The following is a 26,586-nucleotide window of genomic DNA, read 5'->3' on the forward strand; positions in this document are numbered from 1 at the left end:
AGACGCCTAAGGGCGTCTTTTTTTGTGGGGAGAATAAAAGACCAAAAAATAAAAGAATATATGTTTGCCTTTCGCCGCATCTGAGTATATACTAAATACAAAAAGACGAGGAGGTTTTTATGTTCGACAATCTGTACGCCCACATCGATCAGAAAGAACCATCGAGAAGACAAACCCTCCACGACCACCTGTACCACACGGCAGCGCAGTGCGGCCGCATGGGAAAAGAAGTAGCCATGGAGAAAATGCTTTTTTACGTGGGTCTACTCCATGATTGCGGAAAGGCAAAGTCGAGTTTCCAAAATAAAATCAGAACCAATTCAAAGGATCACGTAGACCATTCCACTTACGGCGGCCTTTTGACACTGTGCTTTTTAGATGAGGTGTATTGCGGTCTTGAAGGTGGGGAGATAGATAAGGCGTTTGCGCCGTTCATCAAAAATATTAACGAGGACATCCATGTACTCATCGCCTTTAACGATTATGTTCATCTTTTGACCTATGCCATTATGTCTCACCATGGTCCCTACGATATGGTTCGTCAGAACCGGGAGAATCGCTATGTCTACACGTCCTTTGAACGGGCGGAAAGGGAGAGGGTGTCTCCGGAATTTGAAAAAGACCGGGATGCTTTTCAAGAGCATTGGAAAAGGGAGGGCATTGATCTTAAAAAACTTTTTGCGGAAGGCTTTGACGAATACATAAGCCTGGTAGAAAAATTAAAGGCTTTGGCTGAGAGGAGTAGCGACGATGTGAACGAAGCCATGAGCTTTTACCGCGGGATGTTGGCGCGCCTGGTGGTGAGCATGTTAAAATCCGCCGATATAAAAGACACGATCAATTCCTACGACACCGTCATAGAAGAGGAAGACGAGGCGGCTCTTCGCGCGCTTATCGAGGATTTCGAGGCGCGCATTCTCGCCGCCTACGCCGCCTACGGCCCGCCGAAAGATGGCATCGCGCGCGGTCGGGCGGTCATTGCCGAAGCCATATTGGCCCGCTCTAAAGCGGATGATAGCGGGATTTACACATTGGATCTGCCTACCGGGGCGGGGAAGACCCTGCTTTCTCTGCGCTACGGCGTGAACCAAATGAAGTATCGGAAAAAGCGGCGTTTCTTCTACATCACCTCCTATCTCTCCGTACTGGAACAAAATGCCGAGACCATGAAAAAAACCTTGGGCCATGAGGATCAGGTCTTGGAACATCACTCCAATGTGGTGGAGGATGAGGAAGATGAAACATCTCGCGGTGTAACCGATGAAAAACAGGATTCCATCAAGGCGGTGCAGCGCCAATTTTTGCTGGGCGATTGGGCTTCCCCGGTGGTGCTTACCACCATGGTGCAATTTTTCAACACCCTGTTTAAGGGGAAGTCCGCCAACCTTACCCGCTTTAAATCCTTCGTGAATGGGGTGGTGGTTTTAGACGAGCTGCAATCCTTGCCGACGGATGTGCTCTACATGATGAATCTGGCATTGAATTTCATGAAGGCGGTTATGAACACCACCGTGGTTTTATCCACGGCGACCCAGCCCGCCTACGGATCCATGAGTTTGAAGCATCGCCTGGATTATGGGGACGAAAATCAAAAAAACACCGCGCTGGTCGCGGTGGCCGAAGAAGACAAAAAAAGTTTTGAACGGGCGAAGGTGGCCCTCTTGGGAAAAATCGACGAGGAACAATCCCTCGACGATGTAGCGGCCTTCGTTCTATCGAAAGAGGAAACATCGCGCTTGGTAATTCTAAATACCAAGGCGGCGGTGCGCGACCTTTACGATCGATTGGCGTGCGCCATGGATGCGAAGGATCTTTATTATCTCACCACGAATCTAACGGCTGCGGATCGCCTGGCGCGAATCCGCGAGATCAAGACGCGACTTGAGACGGACGATCCCATTTGCGTCGTAAGTACCCAGCTCATCGAGGCTGGGGTGGATGCGGATTTCGCCATGGTGGTGCGCTCCCTCACCGGCATCGACTCCATCGTGCAGGCCAGAGGCCGCTGCAATCGAGAAGGCAAGCGCAAAGAGGCCTACACCTATGTGGTGAACATGGATCGGCGAGAAGAAAACATCGCGCCGCTGAAGGGCATGGGCGAAAGAAAGTTGGCGAGCTACTTGATTTTAAGAGACGAGGAAGGAGAAATCGCCATAGAGAATTTTATTTCTCCGTATTTCGAAAAACTCTACGCCAACTTAAAAAAGGATGCCCTATCTCCCGTCTTTGAGCTGCTTTCGGAAAATCTCATGAAAAAAGACATTTTGCTGAAATCCACTCCCGGCGCCGCATCCTTAGACGGCGGCGTCCTTCTGGAAGACGGCAAGGTCATCAACTTTTTTCAGTCCTTTAAAGAAGCCTATGAAGCATTTGAGCTCATCGACGAGGCGCAAGACGTGGCGGTGGTTTTATGTAAGGAAACGGAGGAAGCCGTCAACCGCCTGCGGGACATGGAAATGGGCTCCGCGCGCTTCGACCCGAAGGCGCTAAAAGAGGCGCGCCAAATGATTCGCAGCCTCGCGCGCTATACCGTGCCTTTGCCGAAAAAAGCGACGAATGTTTGTGAGTCGATTTTAGACGGCATGGTGCAGGTCCTACCCAAGGAATTTTACGACAAGGATTTTGGATTAAATTTGGATTATGAGGGGGGAATTATGATGTAAATAAAAAAAGGCCGTAACGGCCTCTCTCTATAAAAATATCTTTCAATCCGCAGCATCAGCTGATGTTTTCAGTATATCAGATGGATGTAGATTTCGTCTAATCGATTCAAGCTTGACACTCTGAATTACTTTATAATAATATGAATATGAAAGGAGGTGAACCGATGAATCAATCAAAGTTTTTCTACGCGAAAGTCTATGGCGATCGTGCGTTGATCACGTCTCCTGAAAGTAAGAGTGGAGGAGAGAAGATGAGCGCCATGGTGCCCACTCGGGAAATGCTTCGCGGCATCGTCGATGGCAACTACTTTAAGCCCGTCTTAAAAAATGTGGTGGACGAAGTCAGAATCATGCACAAGATCGAGTCTTACACGCAAGGCACGCGGCTCTTACTAAAAAATTACGCTAGTGATCTCAGTGCATACACCTATCTTCAAGACGTATGTTATTACATTAAATTTCACTTCGAGTGGAATGAAACGCGAGACGATCTAAAAGGCGATCGCAACTTCAACAAACACGAAGCCATTACGGCTCGCTCCCTGAAGCGAGGCGGCAGACGACCGATCTTTCTCGGCACAAGCGAGTGCGCCGGCTACATTGAGGAGTTGAAGGTAGAGCAATACGAAAACGATCCGGGCTATTACGACGACAAGACCTTGGGCTTCGGGCTTATGTTCAATGAATTTATCTATCCCACGGAACCGGGCGGCATGCTTCAAGCCGTATACGTGCCAATCAACATGAAAAATGGCCGCATCGACTACAATGCACTAAAAGGCAAGGGTATCTTGCGGGACGTCCGAAATTACGATTTTAAAGTGCCGACGCTGACAAAGACCGTAGACGAAGAACTGGAAGACTATTAAAGGAGGTGAGACATGAGTTTATTGACAGCCTTACTGGATTCCTACGATTACGCTTTAGAGCACGATATGGTGGGAAAGTCCGATCACTTCGGCAATACCTTGTTGCCGATGTACTACAATTCCATGAAATCCAACGGCAAGAATATCATCGAGCTTCTCTTGAGCAAAGAAAGCATCCTATTGGAAGCCCGCGTTCTCCCCGATGGAGAAACGATTCAATTTCCCGTCACGGAAGATTCCGTCGCCAGAAGCAGCGGCGTAGCGCCCCACCCGTTGGTAGATTCCGCTTCCTACGTGATTCAAGACGGCGAAAAGCGAAGCGCCGCCTATATTGAACAAATGGAAAACTGGTTGGCCTACGATGCAAACGATTACGTGAAAATCATTCGAGATTTTTTGAAGAAGCCGGGCATGCTCGATGCGGTAAAAAAGAAGCTAAAGGATTCCGAAGAAGACGAAGAGAAAAAATCAAAAAAGAGCGCGCCGTCCATCGACTTCGAGAAAGTTTTCTTCACCTTCTCCATCGAAAATTATGAGGGCATGAAGAATATCTCCGTAAGTGAAAATATCGTGTTGCAGGAGCGTTACAAAGACTATGTGGAATACCAAAATGCCCAAGATCCGGCAAAGGAAAAGATCATTTGCAATTTAAGCGGTAAGGAAGATTACCTTTGTATCAAGCATCAACCTTTGATTGGTACAGCTCGTTTGGTGTCGCAAATTACCGCCAATGACGAAAACTACCGCGGCCGTTTTACGACGGCGGATCAGAGCATAAAAATAGGCATGGAAACGAGTCAAAAGATTCATCTCATGGCCAAGTACTTACTTTCGGGACAAGGAACGCGGCGCTGGCTCGGCGAGCAGGCCAATATGGTGAGCTGGTTTTCCGACGATCTCTCCAACGCGGCGGAATTTAATCCGACGAAATCCGCGGAAGTGGCATCTTCTGTTAAAAACCGCCTGCTGGCCTTGAAGCAAGAAAAGTCGGATGCATCCATGGTCGCCGATGAAATGACAGAAGACATCGTCAAGTCCTTTACCAACGGCAAGCGCCTGTTTTCTGATGATGCAACCTATTACATCGCCATTTTCGACAAGATCAGCAACGGGCGTGTGGCCGCCAAGTATTTTCGGTCTTTGAGTGCATCCCGCTTAAAAGAAAATCTGGTAGCGTGGCAGGAAAAGTACCACTGGCGCGGTTTCAGCAATGAAAATCGGGGCAAGGAGTTTACGCCGAGCCCGAGGCGCATAGTACTGGCCGCCTATGGCGTGGAGCGGGACGGGATGTTAGAAATAGCAAAAAATGATTTTCTGAAAAATCAGTACCAAAACATCGTAACGGCTCTTGTGGAAGGGCGCGCCGTGCCACGAAATTTCGAAAAAGCCTTGGCCGTGAACATTCGTCACCGACAAAACTACGACAAGACGTGGATGGAAGTGCTGTTTTGCGCCTTGGCCGTGTTAAAAGATAAGGGAGGGATTAAAGACGCTATGCTAAATCGAGAAAACACCGATCGATCCTACTTATTCGGTCGCTTGCTGGCTTCATTCGAGTACTTAGAGGAGAGTACCTTCGGCGAAAAAGACGGACGAAGCACCAATGCAGAAAAAATGTGGACCAGCTACACCAATAAGCCGGCGACCATGATGTTGCGCTTAAGAAATTTAATTAAACCCTATGAGCGGAAGTTGGAAAGAAGCGACGAAGCACTAAAGCGAATGGCGTATTTTAATGCGACGCGCGAGATTCAAGAAGCCACCAATATGCTCCATGACAGCTACGATATGGATTCAGTGGAAGTGAACCGACCCTTGGACTACGGATTCATTTTTGGCTACGAGGCTCAAAGACAAGCTTTTTATTCCGGGAAAAACAAAGACGTAAAAGAAACCGAGGAGGTAGATCATGATTAACCATAAAGTCGACTTTATCTTTACCATCGAAGTGGAAGGAGCCAATCCCAACGGTGATCCCCTGACGGGAAACATGCCTCGCATCGACGGCAGAGGCTACGGCGAAATCAGCGATGTGTGCTTGAAGCGGAAAATCAGAAACCGCATGCAGGACATGGACCACGCCATCTTCGTGAAAGCGGCGGAACGGTGTGACGACGGCTTCACATCACTACAAAAGCGCTTTGAGGCCAACTTCAAGAAAGAAGCCTCCGATGAAGAGGTAGCACAGCAAGCCAACGAAAAATGGATGGATATTCGCGCATTCGGCCAAGTTTTTACCTATCAAAAACGTGCCCTGGGCATTCGCGGCCCCGTCAGCATTTCTATAGGAAAATCCGTGGATCCCATCGAAACGACCACAATGCAAATCACCAAGAGCGTCAGCGGCATGGATCCGGGCCCGGGAAAAACTCGAAGTGCCGACACCATGGGAAGCAAGCATTACGTGGATTGGGGCGTTTACGTGGTCAACGGCAGCGTGAACAGCTATTTGGCCGAAAAGACCGGATTCAACGAAGAAGACCTGAATGTTCTTAAAGAATGCATTCGCACCCTCTTCGTCAACGACGTTTCCGCCGCCCGGCCGGACGGTTCCATGGAAGTAAAGGACATTTATTGGTTCAATCATTCGTCGAAAGTCGGCGATGTATCCAGCGGCAAGATTAAAGACCTGCTTTTACACGACGAACTTGGCGTAGGCACCATGAAGCGCCGCTACGAAGACTACAACTTCCGATTGGACGAAGAAAAATTAAAAGCATTCGAAGAAGAAGGATTAAGCGTCGAACATTTCACGGGGCTCTAAAATGTATCGAGAAGACGACTTTCTCATGTTAAGCGGCATTCAGCACTTTTTATTCTGCAAGCGCCAGTGGGCCCTGATCCATGTGGAGCAAGTGTGGAGCGAAAACAGCTACACAACCGAAGGCCAGCTGATTCATGAGAAAGTCGATCAGCCTTTCATCAAAGAAAAAAGAAAAGATCGGATCATTTCCCGGGCAATGGACGTCAGTTCCAAGACATTGGGACTTTCCGGTCGCCTCGACGCCATTGAATTTCATGAGGGAGAAGAAGGCGTTCTTTTAAAAGGGCGAAAAGGGAAATGGATGCCCATCGTCGTGGAATACAAGCGAGGCAAAAAGAAAAAAGGCAACTACGACGAGGCTCAGCTTATGGCACAGGCCATCTGCGTTGAAGAGACTATGCACGTGCACATGAGTTACGGCTATCTTCATTATCACGAGTCGGATTCCCGTGAAAAAGTAATCTACACCCCGGAGCTGCGTGGGCTAGTCGCTGAGACGGCTCTTGCCATGCACGATTGCTACGAGAAGCAGGAAATTCCCAAAGCGGAATTCTTTAGAAACTGCACCCAATGCTCCCTCTACGACGACTGTCGCCCGCGGCTTACCAAAAAAGCAAAAAACGTCCAACGATACATTTACGAGGCGGAACTATGAAAAAACTCCTGAACGTCCTATACGTCACCAATCCGGACTATTACCTGCGAAAAGAAGGACTCAATGTGGTGGTGACCCTGGAGGGGAAACGCATGGGCCGCTTTCCCATTCACATCCTGCGGCAAATCGTCTGTTTCAACTACATGGGCGTGAGCCCGGACTTAATGAAACTCTGCATGGAAGAGCACGTGCCCATCACCTTCTTTACCCCCTACGGCAAATACTGCGGCAGAGTCGTAGGCGCTTCCTTCGGAAACATTCACACCCGCAAGAAACAGTACCGCTTGGCAGAATCCGAGACTTCCATCGATGTGGCCAGAAACATGATCTATGCAAAAGCCTACAATTCGCGGAAAGTGTTGATTCGAGGCTGGTTGGACCACAAAGAAACCCTGGATTCCGAACGTGTGCAAGAAGCCATCGACGCCATGAAAACCTGGATGGCGGAGATTAAAACCTGTAACGATAAAGACAGTCTGCGGGGCATGGAAGGGGTCATTGCCCGCCTCTACTTTTCCGTCTTGGACGAGCTCATCGTGAAACAACGAGACGATTTTTACTTCATCGAACGAAGCAAGCGGCCGCCCATGGATCGGTTTAACGCCCTGCTCTCCTTTTTCTACGCCATACTGGCCAACGAAACGGCGGCAGCCTTAGAAGGTGTTGGCATCGATGCTTACGCCGGTTTTTTCCATACCGATCGACCGGGGCGAGTCAGCATGGCGCTGGACATGATCGAAGAGATGCGCGCCTTTGTCGTAGATAAATTCTGTCTCTCCTTAGTAAATCTGAATCGCATTGACAAACGCCACTTCGAAGTGAAAGAGAACGGCGCCTGCCTGCTAAACGACAAAGGAAGAGAAATTGCCCTCAACCAGTGGAACAAACGCGGGCAAGAAGAAATCACTCATCCTTTTACAGAAGAAAAAATCAAACTGGGTCTCTTGCCCCATGTGCAGGCACAATTATTGAACGCCTACCTGCGCGAAGACATTGAGGCCTATCCGCCATTTATGATGGGAGGTTAAATGCAAATACTACTCACCTACGACGTGGAAACCGTCACCCCTCAAGGGCGAAAGCGCCTGAGGCAAGTGGCAAAAGTGTGCACGGATTACGGCCAACGCGTACAGAATTCCGTCTTTGAGCTCAACATTGATCCTGCAACCTTGGTGACCGTCAAATCCAAATTAAATGGTATAATTGAGCCAAAGAAAGATTCCATACGAATCTACAACCTGGGAAAACATTGGGAGCGGCGGGTCGAGACCATGGGATTGGATGATAGCTACAACCCCGAATCAGACCTACTGATGCTTTGAGAGGTTGAGCTGAACAGAAAAGCGCCGAGACCGCCTCACAAAAAAGCCCGGAAAAAAGCGACAAAACGCTTAAAAATGACTTAGCTGTATGAAAAAAGCCCGGAAAAGGGCTAAAAAATACAGTCGCACCCCTCGCGGGTGCGTGGATTGAAATAATTACAAAAGGACTGAGCAAGGCATGCATCAAAGTCGCACCCCTCGCGGGTGCGTGGATTGAAATAAGTCTTTCCAAGTCGGAACGTCTGCCCCCTGTACCGTCGCACCCCTCGCGGGTGCGTGGATTGAAATGGGTATTGCCGAGAACTAAGGAACCAGGGCAAGAGTCGCACCCCTCGCGGGTGCGTGGATTGAAATATCTCCAACTCGGCTCTAAACCAATCGACTGAGGTCGCACCCCTCGCGGGTGCGTGGATTGAAATATAAATAATACCTCCAAACCTCAAACCAATTTATTGTCGCACCCCTCGCGGGTGCGTGGATTGAAATTTTACAGATGCAAAGATCGCTGATCTTCTCGATAAGGTCGCACCCCTCGCGGGTGCGTGGATTGAAATTACCGTCACAAACGTATAATACTTAGTCTCGCCTGTCGCACCCCTCGCGGGTGCGTGGATTGAAATGCGGCATTTGTGCAATATTTGGAGAGCCACTCCTGTCGCACCCCTCGCGGGTGCGTGGATTGAAATGACTTCAAACCTGTCAAAGTGGCTTGTTCCCTTTGTCGCACCCCTCGCGGGTGCGTGGATTGAAATCGATGCCCGACGAAGTAATTCGTCCACCGACATCGTCGCACCCCTCGCGGGTGCGTGGATTGAAATTTTTAGCTCTACTAACTTGTCTATTTCACAATTGAGTCGCACCCCTCGCGGGTGCGTGGATTGAAATGTAGTCTTGCAGAATACGAAGTGGCTCATATGAAGTCGCACCCCTCGCGGGTGCGTGGATTGAAATAGTCCTAACATTTATGGACGAAGGCGGCAAAAAAGTCGCACCCCTCGCGGGTGCGTGGATTGAAATGATGCCGATGATATGATTTTGTCATACTCATCTTCGTCGCACCCCTCGCGGGTGCGTGGATTGAAATGTATGATTAAGTACGCGGACAACGCAAACGCAAAGTCGCACCCCTCGCGGGTGCGTGGATTGAAATTTGACAAGCAACACATTAATATCGGCGATTTGGCGCGTCGCACCCCTCGCGGGTGCGTGGATTGAAATAGGCCTGTGGATGCTTTCTGCCAAAACAAAAAGGGTCGCACCCCTCGCGGGTGCGTGGATTGAAATTATTCGACGGGAAAATCTCTGTAAAGGGTTACATTGTCGCACCCCTCGCGGGTGCGTGGATTGAAATTCGCAGATAGGTTTTGACTGCGTTATTAGCTACGGTCGCACCCCTCGCGGGTGCGTGGATTGAAATGATTCCCCCACGATTTCCAGCCGCCAATCCAGTTAGTCGCACCCCTCGCGGGTGCGTGGATTGAAATAGGAAGACGACGCGCCCGCCCAAGATCATTTCTCGGTCGCACCCCTCGCGGGTGCGTGGATTGAAATTTTGTTTGGCCATTGCCCAAACCTCCTTTGTCAGTAGTCGCACCCCTCGCGGGTGCGTGGATTGAAATATTCACGGACTGGGGGCCAAGATTATAGATATATAGGTCGCACCCCTCGCGGGTGCGTGGATTGAAATGAATATAATGGCCGGCCCTATTATTTTAAAATCCGTCGCACCCCTCGCGGGTGCGTGGATTGAAATCCTCTTGGAACACGTTGCCGTCGAAGCGGTCGTGGTCGCACCCCTCGCGGGTGCGTGGATTGAAATTACCCTTACAATGTGAGCGGGAATAAAGGCGTCGCGTCGCACCCCTCGCGGGTGCGTGGATTGAAATTCCTCCTAAAAAGGCACGTCGCTATTGTCGATCGGGTCGCACCCCTCGCGGGTGCGTGGATTGAAATTTTAGTTAAAGATGTTCCATCTTTAAAAGTGCAGCCGTCGCACCCCTCGCGGGTGCGTGGATTGAAATCGCCCACTACTTTGTGGACGATAAGCAGGTGGTGCGTCGCACCCCTCGCGGGTGCGTGGATTGAAATGGCGCAGCGCTCCCGCTCCTCCTACATGGATACTGGTCGCACCCCTCGCGGGTGCGTGGATTGAAATGATGAATACGCATGGGTTGAGAACTTAAAAGTTAGTCGCACCCCTCGCGGGTGCGTGGATTGAAATCTCTCGCAACCACAAGAAAATGTAGACGCTCTTGGTCGCACCCCTCGCGGGTGCGTGGATTGAAATGCCTTTCTCGCCTTTTACGCGCCCGACATTGGTCCAGTCGCACCCCTCGCGGGTGCGTGGATTGAAATGTGCAAATAAATCTCATTTCCATAAACTTTAAAGGCGTCGCACCCCTCGCGGGTGCGTGGATTGAAATTTTTTTGTGTCCTTGGAGTCTCCTTTGGCGGGGTGGGGTCGCACCCCTCGCGGGTGCGTGGATTGAAATCCTTACCTTTATCTTGTCTTTATTATATCGCTTGAGTCGCACCCCTCGCGGGTGCGTGGATTGAAATAAGGGATCCATGCAAGAAGAATTTGATATTCGGTCAGTCGCACCCCTCGCGGGTGCGTGGATTGAAATTACCGCCGGGCCCGACGGAGCTTATCGCTACTGGGCCGTCGCACCCCTCGCGGGTGCGTGGATTGAAATACGGTCTCAGATTCCGTCGTCGTTTCCGTCGTCGTGTCGCACCCCTCGCGGGTGCGTGGATTGAAATTTCAGGATACGAAGGAAAGCTTGACGGAGCGATTGGTCGCACCCCTCGCGGGTGCGTGGATTGAAATAAAAGAGCCACATACTCCGAAAAAATACAGCGATCAGTCGCACCCCTCGCGGGTGCGTGGATTGAAATTGTTTACAGGAAACATGATACTTTTAGGCACATTAGTCGCACCCCTCGCGGGTGCGTGGATTGAAATTTGTCAAACATTTTATACCTCCTGTTGTGTAGTTGTCGCACCCCTCGCGGGTGCGTGGATTGAAATTCCGAAAAAGGAAAATACGTTAAAGTAGTTAAAGGTCGCACCCCTCGCGGGTGCGTGGATTGAAATGTCAAAGCGGCTCCTGCAGTTCGGACATTCCATGGTCCCGGTCGCACCCCTCGCGGGTGCGTGGATTGAAATTAGTAACTTGCTGGTAACTTGCTTTTGGGGGTGGGTCGCACCCCTCGCGGGTGCGTGGATTGAAATCTGCCTAAGCCGGAAAAATCCCGGTACACATATAGTCGCACCCCTCGCGGGTGCGTGGATTGAAATAAGGGAAGGACCGGGACGAGAAAGAAGACTACATCAAGTCGCACCCCTTGCGGGTGCGTGGATTGAAATGAGCGTTAAATGTTCATACGACATGATCTCAATGGGTCGCACCCCTCGCGGGTGCGTGGATTGAAATATAGTTTCTGGCTCTGACGCGATAGCGCAGAGTGTTGTCGCACCCCTCGCGGGTGCGTGGATTGAAATCACTCCATGCGCCCCAAGTGCCACGAATCCACCGGGTCGCACCCCTCGCGGGTGCGTGGATTGAAATTCGCTGATTGCCCGGTTGTAGGCGTTTATCAGTGTGTCGCACCCCTCGCGGGTGCGTGGATTGAAATAGGCGCAATCAGAGCCGCGAAGGGCGCATTGGGTAGTCGCACCCCTCGCGGGTGCGTGGATCGAAATCATAAATAGACATTATCGGAAGTAGAAAACACCCTCATCCCTTGCGTGTACGAGAATGAATACTATGCAGGAGGCGCACATGAAAAGAATTCTTTCCCTTATCCTGGTCCTTGTCGCAGCTTTTTCCGTCGCGTGTACGAAGGCCGACACAAGTGAAACTACAAATTCAGGTAAGGAGCGTGCTCCCGCCGGTATGGCTGCCGAAAAGCCGGGAGATAACGAAAAGGCAGAACATAATTATCCGCCCATGGTCAAGGTGGCGGGGGTCGTTTACGTGGACACGGGCTATGAAAATGCCATGGCCACCTGCGGCACGGCAGACGGCAAAATAAAAACCGCCGTCGACGGAACCAAGAAGCCCGTAAGGGACGATCAATCGAATTTCGGCACAGGCTATGACTACCAATTATGGGAGAAGGGCTATATGAATGTTCGATTGAACAATCGGTGGATTTTGTTTAAGGACCTGAACCTAAAGAACGACGGCGATAGGATTCCCAAATGGGTTGCCCATTTTACGGCGAAGGTCATACACGCGGAAGAGGATTCCCTTCTCGTCCAGGCGACGGAGGTGGACGATGGGTTTTATTTTAAGGCGCGATTGACCAAGCCCATCGCCTTGCCCATTGAAAATTTAGATCACGGGAAGGATGGATTTGTCAGCACGGAAGGCCTTGAGGGAAAGACGGTGGTGGTTTATTTCGGCGGCGAAATAAAAAATGCGGAACCGGAAAGCTCCGTGCCCATCGGTCTCGAAAGGGTTTATATAATTATTTTGAAGGAAACCAATGGGACGAAATAAAATGTTCAGTCGGGAAAAAGGCGGTCGATGACTTTAATCAGGTTGCCGGTGTTTTAGAACCATGTCGCTTTGAATAAAATCAAGCCCATCGCTTACAGACCTTACGTCGCTTTCTCCCATAAGCCTCTTCATGTGGTTTCGATTAGACTACACTTAAGATAAACATAACTAAGAAGATCCCTTGCCTGGTCTTTGGTAAGGGATATAGGAGGTTTCTTATGATCGGAAGGATTTATCACGTGGGCCTTACGGTATCGGATTTGGATCGATCCGTTGCTTTTTATCGCGATGTTCTCGGCCTTACCTATCAAGGGGAGATGGTCATGACCGGGGATGCTACGGACGCGCTGTTTCAAAGGAAGGATTGCAAGGTGAGGGTGGCTTATTTAAATGGTTCCCGCCACGTGGAGGCGCCGCCGGTGGAGCTGATTCAGTTTGTCGGCGACGCTGCTGAAAAGGAGGCTCCGGGTTTATTTGCGCCGTCGATTTCGGAGCTGTGTTTTTATACCGACGCCATTGATGCCGTTTACGAAAGGCTTCTTTCAAAGGGCGTGGATTGTTTGTCGCCGCCGGTGGCTTTCGATTTTACGGACCAGGGCTTCGGAAAAAGCAAGGCCTTTTATTTTAAAGATCCCGACGGAATTATTTTGGAGATGATGCAACCTCTTTAGGCGATTGAAGGAACAGAGCGGGGCCGGGCGGCCTTTCTCTGTTTTTTTATGGGGCTTTTGTCGTTTGTCCTTGGGTTTTCCGTCGCGGGGCCTTTTATATTCCTTGCCCTTCGGGGGAAAATATATTAGACTATCAAGGACTACACATTTTTTTTAACAAACATAGAGAGGAAGTGACTATAAAGACGCACAATCGTTGGTTGGTGCTCGCCGCCTGCGTGGTAATCAATTTATGCCTCGGGGCAGGTTACGCGTGGAGCGTGTTCCAGGGGCCTTTGGTGGAGTTGTTTGGTTTCACGCACGCGCAGGCGACCATCGCTTTTAGTATTTCTTTCGGCATGGGGCCGGTGGGCATGATTTTGTTCGGGCCGCTGCAGGATAAGAAGGGGCCGCGGCGGATTACCTTCGTCGGCGGTTTGTTGTATGGTTTAGGTTTTATTTTAACTTCGTTTACGACGAGCTTGGGTTGGCTTTACCTGTCTTACGGCTTGGTGGCCGGGGCGGGAATCGGCATGGCCTATGGCTGCACCACGGCGACGACGGTGGCTTTGTTCCCGGACAAGCGGGGCCTCGCCAGCGGGCTGAATGCGGCGGGCTTCGGCTCCGGTGCCGTGGTCTTTGCGCCCATTGCGGCGGCGTTGATTCGCTCCTTCGGCGTGTTGCACGCTTTCCGCTATTTGGGCATCGCCATTTTGATCATTATTTGCGCCGCGTCCCTGCTTTTGGTGGGACCGAAGGAAAAACAGGCGCAAGGGGCGATTCCCGAAGGCGACAAGCGTCCCTCGGAAATGCTTCGCATGGGCCGCTTCTGGGTGTTGTGGGTAATTTATGCCATCGGCGGCATTAGCGGCATGATGATTATCGGTCACGCCTCGCCTATTTCGCAGGAGCACATCGGCTATCCCTTGGCCATGGCCACGGCGGTGGTTTCCATCGTGAGTCTGTCCAACACCTTGGGTCGGATTTTCTGGGGCTCCATGTCCGACCGCTTCGGACGCTACCCGGTGGTAAGCATGATGTTTGCCGTGTCCACCGTGGGGATGCTGCTCATGTATTTAAATATTTCGCCGGTGATCTCCGTAACGGGCATCGTGCTTATCGCCCTGTGTTACGGCGGTTTTCTCGGTATTTTCCCGGGGATTACCGTGGAAAATTGGGGTGCCACCTTTAACGGAAGCAATTACGGCTATATGTTTGCCGCCGTGGGCATTGCCGCAGTGATCGGCCCCGTCCTCGCCGCTTCGGCGAAACAGGCCAATGCCGGCGACTACGGCCCCGCGTTTTTCATCGCGGCGGCGCTGAATCTTGTGGGCCTGGCCCTGATGCTCGGTTTTCAAAAATTTCAAAAGAAAAAGGCAAGTGAATAAATAAAGGTGTGCACGGCGCACACCTTTTTTATTGCTTATTCAAATGCATGGTATTTGCCTTTCACGCAAATGCCTTTTATTTTGCCCCTCAATGTTTTTCCCAGGAGGGGGGAATTGTGGCTCTTGCCGCGGAAAAATGGTTCATCCACAGTTGTTTCGCCTTCGGGATCGAAGAGCACGAATTCGCCGCCGGCGACACCTTTGTGGGGCAGCTTGTAAAAATCCGCCGGGATTTTCGTCATGGCGGCGATAAGGTCTTCCAGTCTGCATTTATCCTTTAGCACCAGCTCTGTGTAGAGGAGCGCAAAGGCGGTCTCAAGGCCGGTGATGCCCGACGGGGCCTCTTTCAGGGGCCTGTTTTTTTCTGCCGACGTGTGGGGGGCGTGGTCCGTGGCGATGCAGAAATTTTCGTGGCCGATAAATGTCGCAAGATCCGATGCGTCCGCCGCCGTGCGCAGAGGCGGGTTCATTTTCGCCAAGGTGCCGTAGGTCTTCACATCGTCTCCTGTCATGGTCAGGTGGTGGGGCGTGATCTCCCCGAGGACCTTCGCCCCCGATGCGGCGAAGGCGGCCACAAGCCGGGCGGTAAGGGCGCAGGAAATGTGCTGAATGTCAAGCTTGGCGCCCAGGTAGTGGGCCAGAGAAAGGTCCCTGGCAGAAAGGCTGTATTCCGCCATGGCCTCGGCGCCTGCGAGATCGAAGGCGGGGGCAAAGCGGCTGTCGACGCCCGGGTTTTTCACATAGGCGGGGTCCTCTTCGTGAAGGCTAATGGGCAGATCCAAGGCCTTGGCCCGCAGGAGGCCTTCTTTCAGAAGATCCATATTATCCACGGGAAAGCCGTCGTCGGAAAAGCCCACGGCCCTGAGTCGCGCCGCCTCTTCCATGTCCACGAGCACCTCGCCCTTTAAGTCTTTCGTGAGAGCGCTCACGGTATAGGTGTGAAGGGGAAGCGCCTTTGCCCGGGCGTAGAAACCTGCGATAGCATCGCCGGTCATGACGGGTTTCGTATTGGCCATGGCCAGTATGTGGCCGAAGCCGCCGTGCAGAGCCGCCGCGGCGCCGGTTTCCAAGGTTTCTTTTTCCGTAAAGCCCGGGTCCCTTAAGTGGACGTGCACGTCCACAAAGGCGGGAAAGGCCATGAGGCCCGCGCCGTCCATGGTCCTGTCCGGGCCTTCCACGAATGCGGTGAGGGTGGCGGTTTCATTGCGATTTAATACGGGATCGATGATGCGAACATTGTTTACGGTAAGTGTAGCCATGGCTCCTCCTAATAAGCCTGCGAATCGATGATAGAATCCAGTCGCAAACGGGGTAAGTATAGAATAACGAATAGAGGTGGATTATGAAAAAATACAAAGCATTTGACGTGGTCGGTCCCATTATGGTGGGGCCCTCAAGCTCCCACACGGCGGGCGCCTGCAAGATCGGCAACGCCGCATTGGCCATTAGCGGAGACAGCCCCTTTCACAAGGTGCGCTTCAATCTCCACGGCTCCTTTGCCTCGACCTACCGCGGTCACGGCACGGACATGGCCCTGGTCGGCGGCATCCTGGGCATTCTGCCCGACGACGAACAGCTGAGAGACAGTTTTAAAATTGCTGAGGAAAAGGGATTGTCCTATGAATTCGTGGAAACGGATTTAGGGGATCGCCACCCCAACTCCGTAGAAATTGTGTTCTTCTACGACAACGGCGGCCATTTGTCCGTCACCGGCTCTTCCATCGGCGGGGGGAATATTTTAATCGTGGCCATTAACGACATCGAAGTGGCCTTTAAGAATCAATACCCTACCCTTATTTTACAATATCAGGAACAAAAAGGGGTCATCGCCCTGGTTTCTTCTATCTTAACAAACAACGACTACAACATCGAAACCATGGTCACCAACAAAATCGACGACACGGTGACTTTGGTGACGGAAATTACCCATTCCGTGGATCCCGCCATTTTGGAGCCGATCCTCAAAGATCCCCGCTTTGAATTTGCGAAATACGTGGATATTATTAAACCCATGGAAAGGAGACGGTCATGATAAAAACGGCAAAGGCATTAATTGAATTATGCCGAGAAAAAGACTGGAAGATTTCAGATTACGTGTTGGAAGAAGAATCCAAGGGCAACGAGGAAAAAAAGGCCGCTATTTTAAACGAACTGCACCACATGCTGGCCATTATGAAGGAATCTACGTCCCGCACCTTGGAATCGGGCACGAATTTAAAACACGATTTAATTAAGGACTTCGGGAAAAAGACCTGGGAATATTCAAAGAGCGGCAAGCAATTCGTCACCGACGAAAAAACCCTGCGGGCCATGGCACGGGCCTTTTCCACCTTTGAATCCAACGCCGAGATGGACGTCATCGTGGCGGCACCCACGGCGGGCAGCTGCGGCATCGTGCCGGCGGCGTTGGTGACGGCGGCGGAAGACATCGACGCCTCCGACGACGAATTGGTGGAAGCTCTTTTGACATCCATCGGCATCGGCCAATTTATCGCCGGCTACGGCACCTTCGCCGGAAGTGAAGGGGGATGTCAAGCGGAATGCGGCGCGGCCTCTTCCATGGCGGCGGCGGCCCTGGCGCAGCTTTACGGCGGCGACGTGGAAACCTGTTTAAATGCGGCATCCATTGCCATCGTGAACATTTTGGGCCTGGTCTGCGACCCCTTGGGCGGCTTGGTTCAATACCCCTGCACCTTCAGAAACGCATCCGGCGTCTCCAATGCCCGGGTCAGCGCCGACATGGCCCTCGCCGGCACCTACAGCATCGTGCCCTTTGATGAAGTCTGCAAGGCCATGAAAGAAGTGGGCGACGCCATGCCCGCCTCCCTCCGCGAAACGGGAATCGGCGGCTTGGCCGGCACGGATACGGCCAAAACCCTTTGCGGGAAAATCTTCGGTTAATAAATCTAACCTTTGGTAAAGAAAGGTAAAACAATGTCGCCTCGTCCTTTTTTCCCACGGCCTTTCGGGTACAATAAGAACAAGAAAACAATTCCGACAACAAGGAGGCCATGATTTATGATTACTATGGAAAAAATCGATTACGTGATTTCCGTTACCGGGGCGAGCTACGGCGAAGTTCGTGAAGCCCTGCTTACCGCCGACGGCGACGTAGACAAAGCCATTCGCTTGCTTATGGGCGAAGAAAAAGCCGAAGGCGAAGAGAAAGAAAGCTTCAGCTTCAAAGACGATAAAAAGACAAAAGCGGAAGACATTTCCGACACCATTTCCAATTTCGGCGAAGAAGTCATCGACGCCGTGAAAGAATTCTGGGAAAAAGGCAATGCCACCAAGCTCGTGGTCATGGACGAAAAAGACGAAGTGATCTTAAACGTCTCCATGAACCTAGGCGCCATCTGGACGGTCATCGCACCGGTTGCGGCCCTCATGGGCGTGGGCATCGGCATCATCAGCCGCTGGGAATTCTACATCTATCTGGACGACGGAAAAGTCATCAACGTGAAAGATTATATTACCAACAAACACCGCATGCGGTAAAAAAGAGCAGCGCCTTCGGGTGCTGCTTTTTTTGTGGGCGGAAAGCCGAAAAAAACACGCCACCGATTTCGGTGACGCGTTCGCTTAACAGTAATTTTCCGCCAAAATGCAGCGCATGCTTCCGCCGCCGTAGGTGGAGATCACATCCAAAGGCACGTGGATGATTCGGTGGGTGGCTTCGATCTGCGCGATCTGCTCGTCGGTGAAGTGTTCGTAGGCCTCTTCGCTCATTAGGTAGAGCTTTTCATCGCCCATAAGCTCCAGGCAATTGCCGCAGAAGTGATCGATTTGCTCGCCGGTCAGCTCGATGACCGTCTTTTTCGTGGCGCGCAATTGATCCATGAGCCCCTCTTTATTTTCCGTGAGAAGCTCGGCCGCCACCACGGCGAAATCGTCCGCCACAGACAAAATCACATTGGTGTGATACACCGCCGCGTCGTGTTGGCGGGCCTTAAAAGGCAGAGGCTTAAAGCCGTAGGTGTCGCAAAAAGCGAGAAAAGCCTCTTCTTCGCAGCGCTTGGAGAGGCAGCCGTAGGCGACCATTTCCTTGCGATCCAAAACCACGGAGCCCGTGCCCTCCAGCACACCGAAATTTTTATCGCGAAAATCCGTCACATCCAGCGCGGAAAAATTAAGCAGGGCGTCCAACTGATCCTTCAGCTTGGGAAACTCCCGCCGCCGGTTTTCGCTGTACATGGGGGCGATGAAAAGCTTGTCTGGGAAAGTGACGAAAATATTGTTGGGAAAAATAGAATCCGGCGTGTCGTCGCCCTTATCGTGCAAGACATCCACCTGCACACCGGCTTCCTCAAGGGCGCGAACCACGGCGGAAAACTCCTCGTTCGCCCGATCCTGCACCTCGCGGGCCGTGCGGGTCGTGTCGTTAATTTGATAGACATTGTCTGCGGCGGTTTCCATATTAAAACGAAACGCCGAGGGGCGAACCATTATGACCTTACGAGCAATCATAGGCACTCCTTTCATCTGCTACATAACATTTACATCCCGTCTATTTTACAACAGATGGCGGCCCTTGCCCAGAGGGCGTGGGGGAAAAGGGTCTTATGGCTTTTCGGAGAAGAAAGTCCGCAGACGAAAGCGTGAAAAGCTTTTGCGTTTTTTGCATTCTCGTAAAAACCACACGAAAAGAACGGTTAAAAAAGCACGGATAAATGAATCAAATTGCCAAGATCCGTTTGAAACCCGTGAAATAACACGGATTCAGGCTGCTTTGGGGATTGATATTTTCTAAACCACCATGGAAATTTCAATTGCCTTGTGTTATGATGAATACGTTGGAGCGAGGGCGTTCTCACGTGGCAAATAGTCACCGCATTTTTTATTTCCCGAAAGGGAAAGCCTTTGCTCTTCTAACGAGGCATTAAGCCAACTCATTTTCTTTAAGGAGGAATATTGTATGAGCTATCTTGAAAGTGTAATCGAACGTGTCAAAGAAAGACACGCCAGCGAACCTGAATTCTGCCAAACCGTAGAAGAAGTATTAGGTTCTTTAAAACCGGTTATTGATCAACATCCGGAATACGAACGCGTAGACCTTTTAGGCCGCATGGTTGAACCGGAACGTCTCTTCAGCTTCCGCGTTGTATGGCAAGACGACGAAGGTCAATACCACACCAACATTGGCTACCGTTGCCAATTTAACGGGGCGCTTGGGCCGTACAAGGGCGGTATCCGCTTCCATCCCACCGTTAACCAATCCGTTATTAAGTTCCTCGGCTTCGAACAATGCTTCAAGAACTCCATGACCGGCCTCCCCATCGGCGGCGGCAAGGGCGGCAGTGACTTCGACCCCCGCGGTAGAAGTGACGACGAAATCATGCGTTTCTGCCAAAGCTTTATCAGCACCCTTTATCACTACATCGGGCCCGACACCGACGTTCCGGCAGGTGACATGGGCGTTGGCGCAAGAGAAGTTGGCTTCATGTACGGTCAATATCGCCACTTAAAAGCTAAATTCGAAAACGGTACCTTCACCGGTAAAGGCTTCAGCTTCGGTGGTTCCCGCGTACGTCCCGAAGCTACCGGCTACGGCGCAGTTTACTACCTCTTAAACGTCCTCGATCACTTCGGCGAAGACATCAAAGACAAGAAGATCGCTGTTTCCGGTTTCGGTAACGTATCTTGGGGTATCTGCAAGAAAGTTCAACAACTGGGCGGTAAAGTCGTTACCATCGCAGGTCCCGACGGATACATCTACGATAAAGACGGTATCAACACCGAAGAAAAAGTTAACTACATGCTCGAAATGCGTGCTTCCGGTCGCGACAAGGTTCAAGACTACGCAGACAAATTCGGCGTAGACTTCTTCCCCGGTGAAAAACCCTGGATCAACGCAGAATACGACATCGCTATGCCGGCTGCTTACCAAAACGAAATCACCATCGAAGAAGCAAAAGCCATGGTTAAAAAAGGCGTAGAATACTACATCGAAGTAGCTAACATGCCTACCACCAACGAAGCTTTGAACTACCTCATCGAAAACGTTAAGGTCGTTGCTCCTTCCAAGGCTGTTAACGCCGGTGGTGTTGCAGGTTCCGCTCTTGAAATGAGCCAAAACAGTGCTCGTCTGAGCTGGCCCGCAGAAGAAGTTGACAAACAACTTCACATGATCATGGACAACATCTACAAGATGTCCGTCGAAGCAGCTGAAAAATACGGCTTAGGCTACAACCTCGTAGCAGGCGCTAACATTGCCGGTTTCGTTCGCTTAGCAGACGCCATGATGGCACAAGGTGTATTCTAGAATACAAAAAGAGCAGTACTCTTTTCGTAAAAGAATAAAATGACTACAAAAGATCGCGTACGACCTACGCGGTCTTTTTGTATGTTATGAGTGGCGGGCATAATTTCAAAAAGATTCTTATCGGAAAAAGCGGGTACGAGAGAAAAAAGGGGGAATAGGAAGTGAATGTAAATGAAAAAGACGCACTGAATCTGCTTATGAAATACAATACCGATCCCTTTCACCTGCGCCACGCCCTCACCGTAAAAGAAGTGATGGCATCCTTCGCACGGGAACTGGGCTACGAGGATGAGGCGGACTTCTGGGCCGTGGCGGGCCTTTTACACGACGTGGATTACGAGCAGTTTCCCGAGGAACACTGCAAAAAGGCGCCGGAGCTCTTGGCGGAAATCGACGCACCGGAAGCACTCACCCGCGCCATTGTGAGCCACGGCTTCGGCATCTGTGCCGACGTGGAGCCGGAGCACACCATGGAAAAAGTGCTTTACGCCACCGATGAGCTCACTGGCTTGATTTACGCCTACGCCATTATGCGGCCCTCGGGCTCCGTGCAGGACATGAAGCTAAAGAGCTTAAAGAAAAAATTCAAAGACAAGAAATTTGCAGCCGGCGTGGACCGAGACACCATCCTTCGCGGCGCGGATATGCTGGGCTGGGAGACGGACGACCTCCTTACCCGCACCATGGCCGCCATGGCGGAAACGGAAGAAGCCGTAGCCGAGCAGCTCGCCACCTTAATCGAAAAATAAAAGCAAAAAAAAGAAGGCGCCTTGAAAAATCAAGGGGCCTTTTTGCGTGGCGCATTATAAGATGCCGACGAGCTGAAGTACGCCGATGCCGATGGGGTAGGTGATGATGGCGAGGAGGAAGCTCGCCGTAATGATTTTCGAGGCCAGTTGGTAGTCGGAGCCCATTTCCCGAGCGAAGATAAAGCAGTTAATGGCGCAGGGGGTGGACCAAAAGACGTAGGCGACCCCCAGTTCCACTTTGCCCATGCCCATCAAGATCCCCAGGGGCACGAGGGCAAGGGGCGTGAGGACGGTGCGAATGGATGCGGCTGCAAAGATAAGGACCAAGTCGTCTTTAAGGGACGAGAAGTCCAGGCTTGCGCCGATAAGCAGCAGAGACAGGGGGGTGGACAGGCGGGCGAGGAGGTTCATGCCGTCGGTGAGGCCTTTGTAGACGGGAATATGTAGAAAGTTAAAGACAAGGCCCGTTAAGATGCCGATGATCATGGGGTTTTTCAACACCTTCAAGGCGATGGCGGCGGGGCGCACTTTCGCGTCCGGGTCTTCGCTGTAGTAGGTGAGTAGAAAAATGGCGTAAATATTGTAGAGGGTGAGGCCGAAGGCGATGATGATCATCACGTGCTCCGCCGAGGGCGTGGTGAAGAGTGCGTCTAAAATGGGAAAGCCCACGTAAACGAAATTGGAGCGAAAGGCGCAGTGAACAAAGGAAGAGAGTTTTTTCGGGTCTTTAATAAAAAGGCGGGCGAAAAACCAGGTGCCGAAAAAGATGATGGAGATGCCTAAAAGAATATAGGCCACATAGGGCACGTTGAGGGCGCGAATGGTGGCGGTGCGCATATTATCGAAAAGCTTCAAGGGCAGGGCCAGGTAGAAGACGATCCAGGTGGCTTTCTTTACGAAGGCCTCGTCTAAAAAGCCCTTTTCTTTAGCGCCGTAGCCCACGAAAAGAACGAAGAAGATGGGAAAAATAATGTTGATGCCGAGTAAAAAATGTGTCATAAGTACCCCCATTTGATTATAAAAGAATCGGATTCAAATGTAAAATCCGCCGAAATGGTGCATTTTTTTAGCCGCCTTGTGCGCGCCATGTCCTTGGTCTATGATGGGAAAAGAAAGGAAGATGATCGTGAAAAAAAGTCGCACGCTCTCGCCGGCCATGACCTTTATCCTCATGTTCGGCATGGTCAGTTTATTTTCGGACATGACCCACGAAGGGGCCGCCAGCATGCGGGGGGCCTATCTCTCCTTCCTCGGGGCCTCCGCCGCCACCATCGGCTTCGTCTCGGGCTTCGGGGAACTGGTGGGCTACGCCATGCGCTACGTCTTCGGCGCCATCACGGACAGGACGGGAAAGTATTGGCCCATGGTCATCGGGGGCTATGTGCTGGACATTCTCGCGGTGCCGGCTCTGGCGCTCGTGGGCGAGCACGGCTGGGTGGCCGCCTCGGCGCTTTTGATTATTCAGCGCATGGGCAAGGCCTTTAAGAAGCCGGCGAAGGATACGATTATGTCTTTTGCCGCGAGCCGGGAATGGGCCGGGAGGAGCTTCGCCATTCAGGAAGTGCTGGATCAAATCGGGGCCTTTTCGGGGCCGGTGCTCCTCTTTGCCGTCATGAGCGCAAAGTCGGGACTGCCCAAGGCCGAGCTTTATTCCGCGGCCTTCGCCGTCTTGGCCGTGCCCGGCGCCATGACCTTGATTTTGCTTTTGGCCACGAAGCGAAAATTTCCGAATCCGGAAGAATTCGAAGGGGGAAAGACGGTCTATGCGCCCATGAAGCTGAAGCGCTCCTTTAAGATTTACACGGCGGGGATCAGCCTCTTCGCCTTCGGCTTTATGGACTACGCCCTGATTTTAATGCACGTGACGAAGCACATGGGCCTTTACGGCGATGCCATCACCACGGACACCCTGCCCCTGATTTACGCGGGAGCCATGTTGGTGGATGCGGCGGCGGCCCTCATTTTCGGCAACCTTTTCGACAAGAAAGGCGTCGGGGCGTTGGTCGTCGCCACGGTGGTGGCCGCGCCCTTCGCCATTCTCGTTTTTTACGCCGAGTCCCTGCCTCTTTTGCTCCTCGGCGTCGCCCTTTGGGGCGTTGGCATGGGGGCCCAGGAATCCGTGCTCAAAGCCGCTGTGGCCACCATGGTGGAAAAGTCCGCCCGGGCCACGGGCTACGGCCTCTTCGAATGTGCCTTCGGCGTCTTTTGGTTTATGGGCAGCTGGCTTTTAGGCAGCCTCTACGACGTGAATTTGGGGTTGATGATCGCCGTTTCCGTGGCCGCCCAATTGGCCGCGGCGCCCCTCTTTTATTTGGCGGGAAAGGCGATGGAATCTTCGGCGAAGGGGTAAAAATAAGTTGATGAAGCACAAACTTGCAAAGATAAGGAGCGTATTATGGATAAATTGGCGATTCAGGAAACCTACGGCGAGCGGTTTCAACACTGTTGGGGTTGCGGCCCGAAAAACGACGGAGGCCTGCACTTAAAATCCTATCCCGCCGGGGACGAATGTATCTGCACTTTTATGCCGGGGAAGGAATACACCGGCGGCGTGCCGAAAAATCTTTTCGGCGGCATGATCGCCATGCTCTTCGACTGCCACGGCACGGCCTCCGCGGCCTATTTCAAGCATCGAGACAAGGGCCTCGAGCTTACGAAAGATACGGTCATCGGCCGCTTCATTACGGCCCATCTGTCCATCGACTTTAAAAAGCCCGTGCCCATGGAAAGCCCCGTTACCATTACCGCCACGGCGAAGGAAATCGGCGAGCGGAAAGTGTTGGTGGACATGGTCATGGAAGCGGCGGGGGACGTGCGGGCCGAGGCCCACATGGTGGCCGTGGCCGTGAAGGACAATATGTAGAAGGGGCGAAGCATGAAAACATTGATTATTGTGGATGCACAGGTGGATTTTATTTCGGGCTCTTTGGCCTGCAAGGGGAGCGATGAGGCATTGAAGCATCTCGTGGAATTGATCGAAAGCAACCCGAACATGGCCGTGGTCTACACGGCGGACTGGCACAGCCCCACCAACGGTAGTTTCGAAAAAAACGGCGGCATTTGGCCCGTGCACTGCGTAGAAAATACCGAAGGCGCCGGTCTCTACCAAGGCTTTTACACCCTGTCGCGAGAAGGCGCCCGGCCCAATGACAAAAACACCTTTAAAAAAGGCCGTCGCGACGACGTGGAAGAATACTCCGGTTGTTTGGGGACCAACGCTGCCGGCGACGTGCTGAAAGATTTCGTCACAGGCGACATCCTTGTAGCCGGCTTCGCCAGCGAATACTGCGTTCGCGAAACCCTTTTGGGCCTTCGGGAAGAGGGCCTGAACGCCGCCCTTTACCTTCCCGGCGTCGCCTACGTGGACGAAAAAGACCACGAAAAAAATCTGGCCGATTTGAAAAAGCGGAAAATTCCGATTTTGGAAGACTGATATCAGCGTAAAAACCCCGGACGCCGGCAACCCTATAAAGCATCCTGAGGGATGCTTTTCTTATGCAAAAAAGGGCGTAAGGGCCGGGCCAATAGGATATGAATAGATAAAGAACGAATGAAGAAAAAATACGCAGAAAGGGAGCGAAGATGATTATCGGCGTGAGCGCCTGTTTGCTTGGCGAAAACTGCAAATACAACGGCGGAAACAATGAATCAAACAAGCTTAAGGACTATGTAAAGGACCACACCGTGGTCGCCGTCTGCCCCGAAGTCATGGGCGGCCTGCCCACGCCCAGGGATCCCGCCGAAATCGTAGGCGGCGTGGTACTGCAAAAAGGCGGCCGCTCCGTGGATGCGGAATTTCGCACAGGCGCCCGGGCGGCGCTGAAAAAAATAAAAGATGCCGGGGCGGAACTCGCGATTCTGCAGTCCCGCAGCCCGTCCTGCGGCGTGAAAGAAATCTACGACGGCACCTTCACCGGGCATTTGGTAAAGGGAAAAGGCGTCTTTGCCGCCATGGTAGAGGAAGAAGGCATAAGAGCCATAGACGTGGAAGATTTGTAAAGGAAAGGAGTCCGATGAAAAGCCTATTGATCCTCTCGCCGAGCAAAGAAATGGACTTTGCCCTCGGCGATCAACTGCCCGCTTTGGACGAGGCAGCGAAAAAAATTCTGCACGCTTTGCAACGCATGAGCCTGGAAGCGCTGGCGGCGCAACTGCAACTGAGCGGGGAGCAGGCGCGAATCATCTACGACGCCACCCAAAAGGCGGAGCTTCCCACGGCGAAAGCGGCGGCGGACACCTATCGGGGCCTTGCCTTTCGCCAAATGGATCGGGAGATCCTTCTCTCGCCCTTTGCACGGGACAGGGTGCGGATTCTTTCCGCCCTTTACGGCCCCATCGCCCCCGATGCGCCCATTAATCCCTACCGGCTGGATTTCACCAAAAGCCTGAACGTGGATGGCGAGTCATTGAAAAGCTTGCAGAAGAAAAACTTCACCGACAAACTGGCCGGTTGTCGCATCTACAATTTGGCCTCCAAGGAATTTTCCGAGCGTATCGACAAAAAGCAAGTGGCCCGGTGGATCGACGTGGAATTTTACACGGATCCGAGTATGAACAAGCGCGCCCCCTCCGCCACCTGCAAAAAACTCCGTGGCCAACTGGCGGCCCACCTTATAAGCGTGGAATCCTTCGAAGAAAAAACCTTCGCCGCCTTTCACTGCGACGGCTTTCATTTCCTTCCACTTGATGAGGAAGGCCGCTATGTTTATACGAGGTGAGGGGAAGCTTATCAAAGAAAAAGACCGCACGATGCGGT

At 51.9% G+C, this 26,586-nt stretch carries 23 protein-coding genes and 1 CRISPR repeat array; of the genes, 20 read left to right on the top strand and 3 right to left on the bottom strand.

From position 1 onward, the window contains the following. Positions 1–119: 119 nt before the first annotated feature. The 10 genes from cas3 (at position 120) to WKT05_RS09580 (ending at position 14,819) form a co-directional block, all read left to right on the top strand. Positions 120–2,663: a CRISPR-associated helicase Cas3' gene (gene cas3 / locus WKT05_RS09535; RefSeq protein ID WP_340413894.1), complete on the top strand. Its 2,544-nt coding sequence runs from the start codon at positions 120–122 to the stop codon at positions 2,661–2,663. 164 nt (positions 2,664–2,827) lie between these two features. Beyond that, on the top strand, positions 2,828–3,532 hold the full coding sequence (cas5c, locus tag WKT05_RS09540; protein ID WP_340413895.1) for a type I-C CRISPR-associated protein Cas5c: 705 nt from the start codon (positions 2,828–2,830) through the stop codon (positions 3,530–3,532). A 12-nt stretch (positions 3,533–3,544) separates the two neighbouring features. Beyond that, positions 3,545–5,449: a type I-C CRISPR-associated protein Cas8c/Csd1 gene (cas8c, locus tag WKT05_RS09545; protein WP_340413896.1), complete on the top strand. Its 1,905-nt coding sequence runs from the start codon at positions 3,545–3,547 to the stop codon at positions 5,447–5,449. After that, a complete protein-coding gene (cas7c, locus tag WKT05_RS09550; protein WP_340413897.1) occupies positions 5,442–6,296 on the top strand; it encodes a type I-C CRISPR-associated protein Cas7/Csd2 in 855 nt (284 codons plus the stop codon). Before cas8c ends, cas7c begins: the two co-directional genes overlap by 8 nt. Position 6,297: 1 nt before the next feature. Beyond that, the gene (gene cas4 / locus WKT05_RS09555) at positions 6,298–6,951 is read left to right on the top strand and encodes a CRISPR-associated protein Cas4 (RefSeq protein WP_340413898.1); all 654 of its coding nucleotides are present in this window, start codon (positions 6,298–6,300) and stop codon (positions 6,949–6,951) included. Next, the gene (gene cas1c / locus WKT05_RS09560; RefSeq protein ID WP_340413899.1) at positions 6,948–7,979 is read left to right on the top strand and encodes a type I-C CRISPR-associated endonuclease Cas1c; all 1,032 of its coding nucleotides are present in this window, start codon (positions 6,948–6,950) and stop codon (positions 7,977–7,979) included. The genes cas4 and cas1c overlap by 4 nt, the downstream gene beginning before the upstream one ends. Next, complete coding sequence (cas2, locus tag WKT05_RS09565) at positions 7,980–8,273, top strand: CRISPR-associated endonuclease Cas2 (RefSeq protein ID WP_215508761.1); 294 nt, start codon at positions 7,980–7,982, stop codon at positions 8,271–8,273. Positions 8,274–8,395: 122 nt separating this feature from the next. Next, a CRISPR array of direct repeats spans positions 8,396–11,979; the repeat unit is 32 nt; unit sequence GTCGCACCCCTCGCGGGTGCGTGGATTGAAAT. Between the two features lie 79 nt (positions 11,980–12,058). Continuing rightward, positions 12,059–12,781 carry a hypothetical protein gene (locus tag WKT05_RS09570; protein ID WP_340413900.1) on the top strand — a complete coding sequence of 241 codons (723 nt, stop codon included), beginning with the start codon at positions 12,059–12,061 and terminating at the stop codon, positions 12,779–12,781. Between the two features lie 218 nt (positions 12,782–12,999). Beyond that, entirely contained in the window at positions 13,000–13,452 is a 453-nt protein-coding gene (locus WKT05_RS09575; RefSeq protein WP_340413901.1) for a VOC family protein, read from the top strand. A gap of 173 nt (positions 13,453–13,625) precedes the next feature. Then, positions 13,626–14,819 (top strand): L-lactate MFS transporter, encoded by a 1,194-nt coding sequence (locus WKT05_RS09580; protein WP_340413902.1) that lies wholly within the window; start codon positions 13,626–13,628, stop codon positions 14,817–14,819. A 35-nt stretch (positions 14,820–14,854) separates the two neighbouring features. Here the strand turns inward: WKT05_RS09580 and WKT05_RS09585 are convergent, their stop codons facing one another. Next, the gene (locus WKT05_RS09585; protein WP_340413903.1) at positions 14,855–16,078 is read right to left on the bottom strand and encodes a dihydroorotase; all 1,224 of its coding nucleotides are present in this window, start codon (positions 16,076–16,078) and stop codon (positions 14,855–14,857) included. Between the two features lie 83 nt (positions 16,079–16,161). On the opposite strand from WKT05_RS09585, the gene sdaAB reads away from it, so the two are divergent. From sdaAB to WKT05_RS09600, 3 genes are all read left to right on the top strand, one after another. Next, positions 16,162–16,851, top strand: a complete 690-nt coding sequence (sdaAB, locus tag WKT05_RS09590) for an L-serine ammonia-lyase, iron-sulfur-dependent subunit beta (RefSeq protein ID WP_340413904.1) — start codon at positions 16,162–16,164, stop codon at positions 16,849–16,851. Then, entirely contained in the window at positions 16,848–17,720 is an 873-nt protein-coding gene (sdaAA, locus tag WKT05_RS09595; protein WP_340413905.1) for an L-serine ammonia-lyase, iron-sulfur-dependent, subunit alpha, read from the top strand. The genes sdaAB and sdaAA overlap by 4 nt, the downstream gene beginning before the upstream one ends. A 117-nt stretch (positions 17,721–17,837) precedes the next feature. Beyond that, the gene (locus tag WKT05_RS09600) at positions 17,838–18,317 is read left to right on the top strand and encodes a DUF4342 domain-containing protein (RefSeq protein WP_340413906.1); all 480 of its coding nucleotides are present in this window, start codon (positions 17,838–17,840) and stop codon (positions 18,315–18,317) included. Between the two features lie 84 nt (positions 18,318–18,401). Here the strand turns inward: WKT05_RS09600 and WKT05_RS09605 are convergent, their stop codons facing one another. Further along, positions 18,402–19,286 carry an arginine deiminase-related protein gene (locus tag WKT05_RS09605; protein ID WP_340413907.1) on the bottom strand — a complete coding sequence of 295 codons (885 nt, stop codon included), beginning with the start codon at positions 19,284–19,286 and terminating at the stop codon, positions 18,402–18,404. 448 nt (positions 19,287–19,734) lie between these two features. On the opposite strand from WKT05_RS09605, the gene gdhA reads away from it, so the two are divergent. Both gdhA and WKT05_RS09615 read left to right on the top strand, forming a co-directional pair. After that, on the top strand, positions 19,735–21,081 hold the full coding sequence (gdhA, locus tag WKT05_RS09610; protein WP_340413908.1) for an NADP-specific glutamate dehydrogenase: 1,347 nt from the start codon (positions 19,735–19,737) through the stop codon (positions 21,079–21,081). A gap of 161 nt (positions 21,082–21,242) precedes the next feature. After that, complete coding sequence (locus tag WKT05_RS09615) at positions 21,243–21,830, top strand: HDIG domain-containing metalloprotein (RefSeq protein ID WP_340413909.1); 588 nt, start codon at positions 21,243–21,245, stop codon at positions 21,828–21,830. Between the two features lie 54 nt (positions 21,831–21,884). On the opposite strand, the gene WKT05_RS09620 is transcribed toward WKT05_RS09615, so the two are convergent. Then, positions 21,885–22,829, bottom strand: coding sequence for an AEC family transporter (locus WKT05_RS09620; RefSeq protein WP_340413910.1), 945 nt, complete (start codon positions 22,827–22,829; stop codon positions 21,885–21,887). Between the two features lie 127 nt (positions 22,830–22,956). Here WKT05_RS09620 and WKT05_RS09625 point away from each other — a divergent pair, with 127 nt between their 5' ends. From WKT05_RS09625 to yaaA, 5 genes are all read left to right on the top strand, one after another. Then, complete coding sequence (locus WKT05_RS09625; RefSeq protein WP_340413911.1) at positions 22,957–24,180, top strand: MFS transporter; 1,224 nt, start codon at positions 22,957–22,959, stop codon at positions 24,178–24,180. A 45-nt stretch (positions 24,181–24,225) separates the two neighbouring features. Continuing rightward, on the top strand, positions 24,226–24,693 hold the full coding sequence (locus WKT05_RS09630; protein WP_340413912.1) for a PaaI family thioesterase: 468 nt from the start codon (positions 24,226–24,228) through the stop codon (positions 24,691–24,693). Between the two features lie 12 nt (positions 24,694–24,705). Next, positions 24,706–25,263 (top strand): isochorismatase family protein, encoded by a 558-nt coding sequence (locus WKT05_RS09635; RefSeq protein ID WP_340413913.1) that lies wholly within the window; start codon positions 24,706–24,708, stop codon positions 25,261–25,263. 149 nt (positions 25,264–25,412) lie between these two features. Next, the gene (locus WKT05_RS09640; protein ID WP_340413914.1) at positions 25,413–25,829 is read left to right on the top strand and encodes a DUF523 domain-containing protein; all 417 of its coding nucleotides are present in this window, start codon (positions 25,413–25,415) and stop codon (positions 25,827–25,829) included. Between the two features lie 14 nt (positions 25,830–25,843). Continuing rightward, positions 25,844–26,548: a peroxide stress protein YaaA gene (gene yaaA, locus WKT05_RS09645; protein ID WP_340413915.1), complete on the top strand. Its 705-nt coding sequence runs from the start codon at positions 25,844–25,846 to the stop codon at positions 26,546–26,548. Positions 26,549–26,586: the final 38 nt, after the last annotated feature.

This window comes from Peptoniphilus sp. HCN-40583, assembly GCF_037892835.1.
GTDB classification, from domain to species: Bacteria; Bacillota; Clostridia; order Tissierellales; family Peptoniphilaceae; genus Aedoeadaptatus; species Aedoeadaptatus rachelemmaiella.